Source organism: Streptomyces scabichelini, from assembly GCF_011045015.1.
GTDB lineage: Bacteria > Actinomycetota > Actinomycetes > Streptomycetales > Streptomycetaceae > Streptomyces > Streptomyces scabichelini.
Genome location: NZ_JAAKZY010000269.1, coordinates 1 through 12,930, shown reverse-complemented (window position 1 = coordinate 12,930; position 12,930 = coordinate 1). Strand labels below are relative to the sequence as shown.

Below are 12,930 nucleotides of genomic sequence, written 5' to 3'. Positions count from 1 at the left end.
CCCGAGTACGCCCTCGAGAAGGCGGTTGTTGCGATTGCCCGCGCGGCACGGTCCCGACGGGGTTAGGGCGCCTACGGGGGTGGTGGGTTTGGTTCGTGGGCGGCTGCGGGTTGTTTGTGGCTGGTCGCGCCCGCGCGGCGGAGCCGCAAATTGACACAGCCCCGCGCCCCTTTAGGGGCGCGCCCACCAGGTCCCGAAACATGGAAGCCCATCGCCGCCAAGCCAAAGCCGAAGGCCCCGCTTCTCACCCTGGGGAAGGGCGAGAAGCGGGGCCTTCGGTCTAAGCCGGTGGGTCCATGCCCGCGTGGCGAACGCAGGCCGCGCATGGAACCCGGGGTGCCGGTCGGGAGCGGAAGAGAGAGGGCCCGCTCAGGTCCTTCCGGCGGTCGTATCAAGCGGGTACCCGGCAGCAGAGCCAAGTACCTCACGCAGAGGGTCAGCCCTTGAGGGAAGCGACCTGGGAAGCAAGCGCCGACTTCTTGTTGGCGGCCTGGTTCTTGTGGATGACGCCCTTCGAGGCGGCCTTGTCGAGCTTGCGCGCGGCCTCGCGCGCGGCAACGGTGGCCTTCTCGACGTCACCCGCGGCAGCGGCCTCACGGGCCTTGCGGATCGCGGTCTTCAGCGAAGACTTGACGGCCTTGTTGCGCAGCCGGGCCTTCTCGTTGGTCTTGATCCGCTTGATCTGGGACTTGATGTTCGCCACGAATGAGCCTTTTCAGGTTCAGGCACGCGAGGGCCAGCCTCACGCGCCGGTGATTGATCTTCGAGTGGCCCACCGGTGACCCGGCGGAGCCGTAAGTGCCTCCTGCAGAGAGGGCACGAGACACAGCTGCCCAGATTAGCAGCCGCAGTCCTACCGGCCCAAACCCGTCGCCGGTCCCCGCCCGTGGGACCATGGAACCTACGTATCGATCCGACCCGAGCCGCTGACCCCTGCGGATATCTCAAGAATCAGGACCCTGCGTGCCCGCGACCCCTAACAATGTGCCGAAGCCGAGCCGTACCGACCCGGCTCTGATCCGCAATTTCTGCATCATCGCGCACATCGACCACGGCAAGTCCACGCTCGCCGACCGGATGCTCCAGCTGACCGGAGTGGTCGAGCAGCGGCAGATGCGTGCTCAGTATCTCGACCGCATGGACATCGAGCGCGAGCGTGGCATCACGATCAAGTCCCAGGCGGTGCGGCTGCCGTGGGCTCCCACCCACGCCCCCGGCAACACGCACATCCTCAACATGATCGACACCCCGGGGCACGTCGACTTCACCTACGAGGTCTCGCGGTCGCTCGCCGCCTGTGAGGGGACCATCCTCCTCGTCGACGCCGCCCAGGGCATCGAGGCCCAGACCCTCGCCAATCTCTACCTGGCGATGGAGAACGACCTCACGATCATCCCCGTACTGAACAAGATCGATCTGCCCGCCGCGCAGCCCGAGAAGTTCGCCGACGAGCTCGCCCACCTCATCGGATGCGACCCCGGCGACGTTCTCAAGGTCTCCGCGAAGACCGGTCTCGGTGTCGAGGCGCTGCTCGACAAGGTCGTCGCCGAGGTCCCCGCACCCGTGGGCGTCGAGGACGCCCCGGCGCGCGCCATGATCTTCGACTCCGTCTACGACTCCTACCGCGGCGTCGTGACGTACGTACGAGTCATCGACGGGCAGCTCAACAAGCGCGAGCGGATCCGGATGATGTCCACCAACGCCACCCACGAGCTGCTCGAGATCGGGACGAACTCGCCCGAGATGCTCGCCGCCGACGGGCTCGGCGTCGGCGAGGTCGGCTACATCATCACCGGTGTGAAGGACGTCCGGCAGTCCAAGGTCGGTGACACGATCACCAGCCTGCACAAGGGCGCCGTCGAAGCCCTCGGCGGGTACAAGGAACCCAAGCCGATGGTGTTCTCCGGTCTCTATCCCCTCGACGGCTCCGACTACCCCGAGCTGCGCGACGCCCTCGACAAGCTTCAGCTCAATGACGCCGCGCTCGTCTACGAGCCGGAGACCTCCGCCGCCCTCGGCTTCGGTTTCCGCGTCGGCTTCCTCGGGCTGCTGCACCTGGACGTGATCCGGGAGCGGCTGGAGCGCGAGTTCGGCCTCGACCTCATCGCCACCGCGCCGAACGTGGTCTACCGCGTTCTCATGGAGGACGGCACCGAGCACACGGTGACGAACCCGAGCGAGTTCCCCGAGGGGAAGATCAGTGAGGTGTACGAGCCGGTCGTACGCGCCACGATCCTCGCGCCCTCCGAGTTCATCGGCTCGATCATGGAGCTCTGCCAGAGCCGCCGCGGCACCCTCCTCGGCATGGACTACCTCTCCGAGGACCGCGTCGAGATCCGCTACACGCTGCCGCTCGCGGAGATCGTCTTCGACTTCTTCGACCAGCTGAAGTCCAAGACCCGCGGCTACGCCTCCCTCGACTACGAGCCCACCGGCGAGCAGACGTCCAGCCTCGTCAAGGTCGACATCCTGCTGCACGGCGACAAGGTGGACGCGTTCTCCGCGATCACCCACAAGGACCAGGCGTACGCGTACGGCGTCCGGCTTGTCGCCAAGCTGCGCGAGCTGATCCCGCGGCAGGCCTTCGAGGTGCCCATCCAGGCGGCCATCGGCTCCCGGGTCATCGCCCGCGAGACCATCCGCGCCATCCGCAAGGACGTCCTCGCCAAGTGCTACGGCGGTGACATCTCCCGTAAGCGGAAGCTGCTGGAGAAGCAGAAGGAAGGCAAGAAGCGGATGAAGATGGTGGGCTCTGTGGAGGTTCCGCAAGAGGCTTTCATCGCGGTGCTGTCCAGCGAGGAGAACGCGGGTTCCGGCAAGGGCAAGAAGTAGCAGTCGTCATTCCGGGGAAGCTGACCAGTGTTACCCCTGGAAACTCGGGAAGAATGCGGGCTCGTCGCGTTTCGGCGCGACGGGCCCGTACGCATGCGTAGGGTCGCTCTGCGTAGGAGTCTTTGTAGCAAGTGACAGCTCGCCGCCCCTTACGCACCGGGGAGTCGGGCTCTACTCTGATCACCACTCGATAGTTACTCGCGAGTTAAACAACGGTCGCGAGTGACGCCAAAGCCACAAAGAGCCAGCCGCACATTGTCGCGGGCCCGGAGGATGTCGTGAGCGACACACAAACCCTGATCGAGAACCGTCCGCCGTCCGTGGCGGCCCTCTTCCTGGAGCGCGTGGCGGCCACACCGGACGCCGAGGCCTACCGTTACCCCGTACCTCCCGCGTCGGGCGAAGGCCCCGACGACTGGAAGTCCCTGAGCTGGGCGCAGGCCGCCGAGCGGGTCTACGCCATCTCAGCCGGCCTGATCGAACTGGGTGTCCAGCCGGAGCAGCGCGTCGCGCTCGCCTCCTCCACCCGGGTCGAATGGGTCCTCGCCGACCTCGGCATCATGTGTGCGGGGGCGGCGACGACGACCGTGTACCCGCAGACGAACGCCGAGGAGTCGGCCTTCATCCTCTCCGACTCCGAGAGCAAGATCCTGATCGCGGAGGACGCGGCGCAGCTCGCCAAGGCACGTGAGAAGCGGGCGGAGCTGCCCGAGCTCAGCCATGTCGTCGTCATCGACGGCACCGGCGTGGACTCCTCCCAGGACGAGGGCGACTGGGTGCTCACCCTCTCCGAACTGGAGAAGCGCGGCGCCGCCTTCCTGGAGAAGAACCCCGACCTGATCAAGGAGAAGGTCGGCGCGATCACCTCTGACCAGCTCGCCACGCTCATCTACACCTCGGGCACCACAGGCCGCCCCAAGGGCGTCCGGCTGCCGCACGACAACTGGGCGTACATGGCGAAGGCCATCGCCGCGACCGGGCTGATCAGCGGCGAGGACGTGCAGTACCTGTGGCTGCCGCTCGCGCACGTCTTCGGCAAGGTGCTCACGTCCGGGCAGATCGAGGTCGGGCACGTCACCGCCGTCGACGGCCGCGTGGACAAGATCATCGAGAATCTGCCCGTGGTGCAGCCGACGTACATGGCGGCCGTGCCCCGCATCTTCGAGAAGGTCTACAACGGCGTCGCGGCGAAGGCGCGGGCCGGCGGCGGGGCCAAGTACAAGATCTTCCAGTGGGCGGCGGAGGTCGCGCGCGAGTACGCGAAGGTCAGCCAGGACAACTTCCGCAGGACCGGTACGGCCTCCGTGCCCTTCGGGCTCGGCGCCAAGCACAAGGTCGCCGACGCGCTCGTGTACTCCAAGCTGCGCGAGGCCTTCGGCGGGCGGCTGCGCGCCTGCGTCTCCGGATCGGCCGCGCTCGCACCCGAGATCGGCTACTTCTTCGCCGGCGCCGGCGTGCACATCCTGGAGGGCTACGGACTGACGGAGTCGTCCGCCGCCTCCTTCGTGAACCCGGGCGAGGCGTACCGCACGGGGACGGTCGGCAAGCCGCTGCCCGGCTGCGAGGTGCGCATCGCGGACGACGGCGAGATCCTGCTGCGCGGGCCCGGCATCATGGAGGGCTACCACAAGCTGCCCGAGAAGACCGCCGAGGTCCTGGAGGCGGACGGCTGGTTCCACACCGGTGACATCGGCGAGCTGTCCCCGGACGGCTACCTCCGCATCACCGACCGCAAGAAGGACCTCATCAAGACGTCCGGCGGCAAGTACATCGCGCCCGCCGAGGTCGAGGGACAGTTCAAGGCGGTCTGCCCGTACGTCTCCAACATCCTCGTCCACGGCGCCGACCGGAACTTCTGCACCGCCCTCATCGCCCTCGACGAGCCGTCGATTCTCGACTGGGCCAAGGAGAACGGCATGGAGGGCAAGTCGTACGCGGAGGTCGTCGCCGCGCCGGCCACGGTCGAGCTCATCGACGGGTACGTCAAGCAGCTCAACGAAGGTCTTCAGCGCTGGCAGACCATCAAGAAGTTCAAGCTTCTGCCGCGCGACCTCGACATCGAGCACGGCGAACTGACGCCCAGCCTCAAGCTGAAGCGGCCGGTTGTTGAGCGGGAGTACAAGCATCTGATCGATGAGATGTACTCGGGCTCTCGAGAGGCGTAGCGCCTCTCGAGAGAGGGGGGACTGCGGGTCGGCTGTTGGCTGCGGGCCGTATGTGGCTGGTCGCGCAGTTCCCCGCGCCCCTTACGGGGCGCGGCCCTGCGGCGCCCCCGCGCCCTGCCGCGGGCCGTATGTGGCTGGTCGCGCCCACGCGGCGGAGTCGCAAATTGATACAGCCCCGCGCCCCTGAAGGGGCGCCCCCTCGGGGCGCCCCTTCAGGGCCCTACGAGGCGCCGTTTCCCGTTACCAGTGTCCGGAGTTCTCGGACCTGCGCGCGCAGCTGATTCAAGTCCGGGGAATCCTCCGCCAGTTGTTTCTCCAGCGTGTCCAGGCGGGCGTTTATTTGTGCGCCGTGGGCCCGCTGTTGTGCCAGCATTCGTTCCAGTTGGCGGTTCTTGCGGTGGAGGTCCAGGAAGACCGTGACCTTGGCGCGCAGGACCCAGGGGTCGAAGGGCTTGGTGAGGTAGTCGGCGGCGCCGGTGGCGTAGCCGCGGAAGGCATAGCCCGCGTCGGCGTCCGTGCCCGTCAGGAAGATGATCGGGACGTCCTTGGTCTGGTCGAGCCGCTTGATGTTCGCGGCGGTCTCGAAACCGTCCATACCCGGCATGCGGATGTCGAGCAGCACGACGGCGAACCGTTGCCGCAGCAGCTGCTTCATCGCCTCCTCGCCCGAACGGGCGCGTACGAGCGGCTCGTTGAGGGACCCCAGGACGGCCTCCAGCGCGATCAGGTTGTCCTCCATGTCGTCCACGAGGAGGATGTTGGCGCGCTCGTCGGTCGTTGCCTCAGTAATGCTCATGGTGATGAGTGCCTGCCTCATTCGGTCGGCGGCGGGGCGACTTCGGTCTCACCGCGCCCCGCCGGATCCGCGCTGTCTTCTGGATCCAGGAGCGTGCAGACGACGGTCAGCAGCTGATCGACGTCCACCGGCTTGGGTACGTAGTCGTTGGCACCGCGCGCGATGGACTTCTCGCGGTCGCCCGGCATCGCCTTGGCGGTGAGGGCGACGATGGGAAGCCCGGCCCAGCGTGGGGTGCGGCGGATGGCGGCGATGGTCTCATAACCATCCATCTCCGGCATCATGATGTCCATCAGGACGAGTTCGACGTCGGGATTGCGCTCCAGGGTCTCGATGCCCTCGCGCCCGTTCTCCGCGTACAGGACGGGCATGCCGACCCGGCCCAGTACGTGCGTGAGCGCGAAGACGTTGCGGATGTCGTCGTCCACGATCAGCACCCGGCGTCCCGGCAGGAGTTGACCTGCCCGGCCCGACTTCCACGCCTCCAGCTTGGTGGGCGTGGGCCAGGTGTCCTCCGTGTCCTGAACGGTGTGCGCCTCGGTGGTCAGCTGCTCGGGCACGGGCGCCGGGTGCTCCTCGGGAGCGGGCCCCGTCGCCGGGTGCCCGGGGCTGACGGCAGGGACGTACAGCGTGAAGGTGGAACCCTTGCCGGGCTCGCTCTCGGCCATGATGTGGCCGCCGAGCAGTCTGGCGATCTCCCGGCTGATGGACAGGCCGAGGCCCGTGCCGCCGTACTTGCGGTTGGTGGTGCCGTCGGCCTGCTGGAACGCCTCGAAGATCACCGGGAGTTTCTCCGCCGCGATACCGATGCCGGTGTCGGAGACCGCGAAGGCGATCACCTCGTCGTGGTCGCCGCGCGTGTAGCGGTGGTCGGGGTCCCTGACGCGGTTGACGCGCAGCTCGACCCGGCCGCTCGCGGTGAACTTGATCGCGTTGGACAGCAGATTGCGCAGGATCTGCTGGAGCCGCTGCTCGTCCGAGTACATCTCGCGCGGTACGTCCTCGCCGACCGCCACCTCGAAGGCGAGCCCCCGGTCCAGCGTGAGCGGCCGGAACGTGGCGTGGACGTAGTCGAGCAGTTTGATCAGCGGCAGCCGCTTCGGGCGTACGTCCATCCGGCCGGCCTCGATCTTCGACAGGTCGAGGATGTCGTTGATCAGCTGGAGGAGGTCGGAGCCCGAGCGGTGGATCGTGCTCGCGAACTGCACCTCCTGGTCGGAGAGATGACCGTCCGGGTTGTCGGAGAGGAGGCGGGCCAGGATGAGGAGGGAGTTCAGCGGCGTACGCAGCTCGTGCGACATGTTCGCCAGGAACTCCGACTTGTACTGCGATGAGGTCGCCAGCAGCGCGGCCTTCTCCTCCAGTTCGGCGTTCGAGCGCTGCAACTCGGCCTGCTGGCGCTGGAGTTCGTCGGAGCGCTCCTGGAGCTGGGTGGCAAGGCGCTGAGACTGGCCCAGCAGTGACTCCGTGCGGGAGTTGGCGATGATGGTGTTGATCGCGACGGCGATGGTGTTCACGAACTGGTCGAAGAACGCGAGGTGCACGTCGGAGAAGCGGGAGAAGGACGCCAGCTCGATCACGCCGAGGAGCTTGTCCTCGAAGAGGATCGGGATGATGACGACGCTGGTGGGGGCCGCCTCGCCGAGCCCGCTGTTGATCTTGATGTAGTCCGGCGGGGCCTCCTCGACGAGGATCCGCTTCTTCTCGCGGGCGGCCTGCCGCACCAGGCCGTGGACCGGCATGGTGCCCGTGTCGACGGTCGCCGCCTGGGCCGATCCGTACCCGGCGATGAAGGCGAGTCCCTTGGCGGGCACGGACGTGTGCAGCGAGGCGCCGTCCTCCTCCGGGTCGGCCAGGAAGAAGGCGCCGTACTGGGCGTTCACCAGCGGCGTCAGCTCACGCAGAAGCAGGTCGGCGACCTCCATGAGGTCGCGGTGGCCCTGCATGAGGGCGGCGAGGCGGGCCAGGTTCGACTCCAGCCAGTCCTTCGCCCGGGTGGTCTCGCGCAGGTTGGCCACCATCAGATTGATGTTGTCCTTCAGCTCGGCGACCTCGCCGCGCGCCTCCACCGTGATGGAGCGGGACATGTCGCCCTGGGCCACCGCGGAGGCCACCTCGGCGATGGCGCGCACCTGGGTGGTCAGGTTCGACGCCAGCTCGTTCACGTTCGTCGTCAGACGCTTCCAGGTGCCGTACACGCCCTCGACCCGGGCCTGGCCGCCGAGCTGGCCCTCGGAGCCCACCTCGCGGGCCACACGTGTGACCTCGGACGAGAAGGAGGACAGCGTGTCCACCATCGTGTTGATGGTCGTCTTCAGTTCGAGGATCTCGCCGCGCGCGTCCACGTCGATCTTCTTCGACAGGTCGCCCTGCGCCACCGCCGTGGCGACCTGGGCGATATTGCTGACCTGCGAGGTCAGGTTGTCCGCCATGTAGTTGACGTTGTCGGTGAGGTCCTTCCAGACGCCGGAGACGCCGAGCACCTGGGCACGGCCGCCGAGCCGCCCGTCCGTGCCGACCTCCCGGGCCACCCGGGTCACCTCGTCGGCGAAGGCGCGCAGCTGCTCCACCATCGTGTTGACGGTGTCCTTGAGTTCGAGGATCTCGCCGCGGGCGTCGACGGTGATCTTCTTGGAGAGGTCGCCGTTCGCGACCGCCGTCGTCACCTGGGCGATGTTCCGCACCTGCGAAGTGAGGTTCAGGGCCATGAAGTTGACGTTGTCGGTGAGGTCTTTCCAGACCCCCGATACGCCACGGACCTGGGCCTGACCTCCCAGGTTCCCCTCGGTGCCGACCTCGCGGGCCACGCGGGTCACCTCGTCGGCGAAGGCGGAGAGCTGGTCCACCATCGTGTTGATCGTCGACTTCAGCTCCAGGATCTCGCCCTTCGCCTCCACCGTGATCTTCTTGCCGAGGTCGCCCTGGGCGACGGCGGTGGAGACCAGCGCGATGTTCCGTACCTGCGAAGTGAGGTTGTCGGCCATGAAGTTGACGTTGTCGGTGAGGTCTTTCCAGACCCCCGATACGCCACGGACCTGAGCGCGGCCTCCCAGGTTGCCCTCGGTGCCGACCTCGCGGGCGACGCGGGTGACTTCGTCGGCGAAGGCGGAGAGCTGGTCGACCATCGTGTTGATCGTCGACTTCAGTTCGAGGATCTCGCCCTGCGCGGCGACCGTGATCTTCTGGCTCAGGTCGCCGTTGGCCACGGCCGTAGTCACCTGGGCGATATTGCGGACCTGTGAAGTCAGGTTCGACGCCATGAAGTTGACGTTGTCGGTGAGGTCCTTCCAGACCCCTGACACACCGCGTACTTGTGCCCGACCGCCCAACTGGCCCTCCGTGCCCACCTCGCGGGCCACCCGGGTCACCTCGTCGGCGAAGGCGGAGAGCTGGTCGACCATCGTGTTCACGGTCAGCTTCAGTTCGAGCAGTTCGCCGGTCGCCTCGACGGTCACCGTGCGGGTCAGGTCACCCTGGGCCACGGCCGTCGTGACGAGGGCGATGTCCCGCACCTGGGCGGTCAGCCGGGACGCCATCGTGTTGACGGCCTCCGTCACGTCCCGCCAACTCCCCGACAGGCCCGTCACCTTGGCGCGACCCCCAAGCCGCCCTTCCGTGCCGACCTCGCGGGCGACGCGGGTGACTTCGCCGGTGAAGAGGGACAGCTGGTCGACCATCTTGTTGACGGCCCGGCCCAACCGGCGCAGATCGCCCCGGAGTTGACGGTTACCGTCGTGCAGGTCCACCCGCTGGGTCAGATCGCCGCCGGCTACCGCGTCCAGGACGCGTGTCGCGTTCGCCGCGGGCGCCACCAGGGCGTCCAGCAGCTGGTTCACATCGTCGATCCGGGTCGTCCACTGGCCCTGACCCGGGCTCGCGGAGAGCCGCTCGTCGAGCCGGCCGTGGCGCACCAGCTCCCGACGGACGCGCTGCACCTCGGAGTTGAAGTGGGCGTCACGGCTCATGATCTGGTTGAACACCGTGTTGAGCTCGGCCACCAGGCCCTGACCCGACTCCGGCACCTTCGTGAAGTCACCGTCCCGGGCAGCGGTCATGGCGGCGAGCAGAGGACGCAGATCTGATGCCCGAATCTGTCCGTCTTCGAGCACACGCGTAGCACTGTTCTCACTCATGCTGGCCCACTTCGGTAACTCGGCGCTTATGGGCGCCGTCAGTCTGTCACTCTGTCGCTGCCGCCTGAGGCCTATTCGACCGAACTGCTCAGGAGCCGCTCAGTGGGGGCCACACCAACGCGACGGGAGACCATGTCCCGTGCTACAGATACGCCTGCGCGTACGCCTGCGCGCCCGCGCCCGACCGCGCGTACGTCGCTGCCGGGCAACCCTCTCGCGCCGGGAGCCGCCCGCCGCTTCGTCCGCACCGCGCTCGCGGAGTGGACCGATCTCGCCCTGCCCGGCGCCGAGTTCATCACCGACCGCCTCGTCGACGACGCCGTGGTCGCCGTCAGCGAACTCGTCACCAACGCGGTCGTGCACGCCGGCACGGACGTAGAGCTGGAGACACGGCTCGAAGACGGTTCGCAGGACCACTGCGAGAGCCCGGCCGGCGTCCTCGTCGTCGAGGTCGCCGACCACCACCCCGCGCGCGTGCTGCGCGACGACGGTGTCGAACGGCCGCACGACACCGTCGAGTACGGGCGCGGTCTGCGGCTCGTCTCCGCGCTCTCCGAGGCCTGGGGGATCACCTACCGCACCGGCACCAAGACCGTGTGGGCGCGGCTGCCCGTCGACGGGGTCGCGGCCGTCGAGGAGACGGCGGAGCCGGAGGCGTACGCCGGTGAGCACGCCCTGCGGCGCGGACTGCGGGCCGCCGAGATCCTCGCCCCGGCGCCCAGGCGCAGCGTGCCGGTACAGGACCAGGAGTGGCTCAACCGCGGTGCCCTCTGCTTTCTCGCCGAGGCCTCCGACCTGCTGGCCGGACAGCTCGACGAGGACCTGGTCGCGGCGCTCACCGGGCAGCTGCTCGTGCCGCGGCTCGCCGACTGGTGCGCGGTGTGGCTGGAGGACGAGGCCGCGGCCCGCTCCGACGGGGGCGTCGTCGGCGGGCCACGGCTCGCCCGCGTATGGCACGGCAGCGAGAACCGCATAGAGGAACTGCGCCTGCTCCTGGAGAAGGACCCGCCGCGACTGCCCGAATCGGCACGCTCCGGACCCGTCCCCATGCCCTGGCCCGGCGAGGCGCTCGATGCGCGCGCCGCCAGCGGGACGGCACTCGCGTACCGGCTGATCGCGGGCGGACGGCCGCTCGGCACGCTCGTCATCGGACGGGCCGGGCTCATCCGCTTCCCCGACGAGATCACCGGGCTCGTCGAAGACCTCAGCCGCCGGGTCTCGCTCGCCATCGGGGCGGCCCGGCAGTACGCGCGCCAGGCCACCATCAGCCGCGTACTGCAACGCGGTCTGCTGCCCGGGGCGGTCGCCGAAATACCCGGCGTACGCAGCGCGCTCGTCTACGAACCGTGCGACAAGGGCGGACCGAGCGGTGACTTCTACGACCTGTTCCCGGCCGGGGACGGACGCTGGTGCTTCGCGCTCGGCGACGTCCAGGGCAAGGGGCCCGAGGCCGCCGTCGTCATCGGCCTCGCCCGGCCCTGGCTGCGGCTGCTTGCCCGCGAGGGCTACCAGGTGCCCGACGTCCTCGACCGCCTCAACCAGCTGCTCCTCGACGACGCCACCGAGACCTCGGACGCCGCCGCCCGGGCCCTGGTGGCGGCCGGCGGCCAGGGCCTCGCCGACGAGGGCCCGCAGCACCGGTTCCTCTCCCTTCTGTACGGCGAGCTGGTCCCCTTCGAAGGCGGTGTGCACTGCACCGTCGCCTCCGCCGGGCATCCGCTGCCCCTGGTCCTGGAACCCTGCGGCACGGTGGTGAGCGAGGTGGCGCAGCCGCAGACCCTCCTCGGCGTCTTCGAGGACGCGACGTACACGTGCGAGACCTTCGAGCTGCGCACCGGCGACAGCCTCCTCTGTGTCACGGACGGCGTGACGGAGCGGCGCAGCGGAGCGCGGCAGTTCGACGACGCCGAGGGTCTCGCGACCGTCCTCAGCGGCTGCGCCGGCCTGAGCGCCGAACTGATCGCCGAGCGGATCCGGCGTCTGGTCCACGAGTTCGGCCCGAAGCCGCCGGAGGACGATCTTGCGCTGTTGGTGCTGCAGGCGGAGTAGGTGGGGCTTGCGAGCACCAGGCCGGGGCACGCGTGCGCGTACGGGACAATGGAAGGCATGCCTTCCGCACTTCCCGACGGTGAGCCCGTCCCCGACGACGGGACGCTGCCCGCGCACGCCCTGGCGGGCGCGGCCTCGCGCCCCCTCGGGTTCTATCTTCATGTGCCGTACTGCGCGACGCGCTGCGGGTACTGCGACTTCAACACGTACACCGCGACCGAGCTGCGGGGCAGCGGAGGCGTGCTCGCCTCCCGCGACAACTACGCGTCGACCCTGATCGACGAGGTCCGCCTGGCCCGCAAGGTCCTGGGCGACGACCCCCGTCCGGTACGGACGGTCTTCGTCGGCGGCGGTACGCCCACGCTGCTGGCCGCCGAAGATCTCGTACGGATGCTGGGGGCGATCCGTGACGAGTTCGGGCTCGCGGAGGACGCGGAGATCACCACGGAGGCGAACCCGGAATCGGTGGATCCGGGCTATCTGGCCGCGCTGCGGGCCGGAGGCTTCAACCGGGTCTCGTTCGGGATGCAGAGCGCCCGGCAGCATGTGCTGAAGGTGCTCGACCGTACGCACACTCCGGGGCGCCCCGAGGCATGCGTCGCCGAGGCGCGGGCGGCGGGCTTCGAGCATGTGAACCTGGACCTGATCTACGGCACGCCGGGGGAGTCGGACGACGACTGGCGGGCTTCGCTGGACGCGGCTCTGAGCGCGGGTCCCGACCACGTCTCCGCGTACGCGCTGATCGTCGAGGAAGGGACGCAGCTGGCCCGCCGTATCCGCAGAGGCGAGGTCCCGATGACGGACGACGACGTCCATGCGGACCGGTACCTGATCGCGGACGAGGTGCTGTCGGGGGCGGGCTTCGACTGGTACGAGGTGTCGAACTGGGCCACGTCGGCCGCCGGGCGGTGCCTGCACAACGAGCTGTACTGGCGGGGGGCCGACTGGTGGGGGG

General features: G+C 68.6%; 7 protein-coding genes. 4 read left to right on the top strand and 3 right to left on the bottom strand.

Going from position 1 to position 12,930, the window contains the following annotated elements; genetic code table 11:
• Positions 1-436: 436 nt before the first annotated feature.
• Positions 437-703 carry a 30S ribosomal protein S20 gene (rpsT, locus tag G5C60_RS44930; RefSeq protein WP_165269048.1) on the bottom strand — a complete coding sequence of 89 codons (267 nt, stop codon included), beginning with the start codon at positions 701-703 and terminating at the stop codon, positions 437-439.
• A gap of 260 nt (positions 704-963) precedes the next feature.
• On the opposite strand from rpsT, the gene lepA reads away from it, so the two are divergent.
• Together lepA and G5C60_RS44920 are read left to right on the top strand one after the other, a co-directional pair.
• Entirely contained in the window at positions 964-2,832 is a 1,869-nt protein-coding gene (gene lepA, locus G5C60_RS44925; protein WP_165269046.1) for a translation elongation factor 4, read from the top strand.
• A 278-nt stretch (positions 2,833-3,110) separates the two neighbouring features.
• Entirely contained in the window at positions 3,111-4,997 is a 1,887-nt protein-coding gene (locus tag G5C60_RS44920; protein WP_165269044.1) for an AMP-binding protein, read from the top strand.
• A gap of 220 nt (positions 4,998-5,217) precedes the next feature.
• Here G5C60_RS44920 and G5C60_RS44915 read toward each other — a convergent pair whose 3' ends face one another.
• The gene (locus tag G5C60_RS44915) at positions 5,218-5,793 is read right to left on the bottom strand and encodes a response regulator (RefSeq protein WP_165269042.1); all 576 of its coding nucleotides are present in this window, start codon (positions 5,791-5,793) and stop codon (positions 5,218-5,220) included.
• Between the two features lie 17 nt (positions 5,794-5,810).
• Positions 5,811-9,848 carry a HAMP domain-containing protein gene (locus G5C60_RS44910; RefSeq protein WP_165269040.1) on the bottom strand — a complete coding sequence of 1,346 codons (4,038 nt, stop codon included), beginning with the start codon at positions 9,846-9,848 and terminating at the stop codon, positions 5,811-5,813.
• 210 nt (positions 9,849-10,058) lie between these two features.
• Here G5C60_RS44910 and G5C60_RS44905 point away from each other — a divergent pair, with 210 nt between their 5' ends.
• Both G5C60_RS44905 and hemW read left to right on the top strand, forming a co-directional pair.
• Positions 10,059-11,975 (top strand): ATP-binding SpoIIE family protein phosphatase, encoded by a 1,917-nt coding sequence (locus tag G5C60_RS44905; RefSeq protein ID WP_165269038.1) that lies wholly within the window; start codon positions 10,059-10,061, stop codon positions 11,973-11,975.
• Positions 11,976-12,032: 57 nt separating this feature from the next.
• A partial coding sequence (gene hemW, locus G5C60_RS44900) for a radical SAM family heme chaperone HemW (RefSeq protein WP_165269036.1) occupies positions 12,033-12,930 on the top strand: 898 nt, incomplete at its 3' end.

What these genes read in the sequence shown, in the direction of transcription:
- G5C60_RS44915 (WP_165269042.1), bottom strand. Translation starts at nt 5,793, where the DNA reads ATGAGCATTACTGAGGCAACGACCGACGAGCGCGCCAACATCCTCCTC.
- G5C60_RS44910 (WP_165269040.1), bottom strand. Translation starts at nt 9,848, where the DNA reads ATGACCGCTGCCCGGGACGGTGACTTCACGAAGGTGCCGGAGTCGGGT.
- G5C60_RS44905 (WP_165269038.1), top strand. Translation starts at nt 10,059, where the DNA reads ATGTCCCGTGCTACAGATACGCCTGCGCGTACGCCTGCGCGCCCGCGC.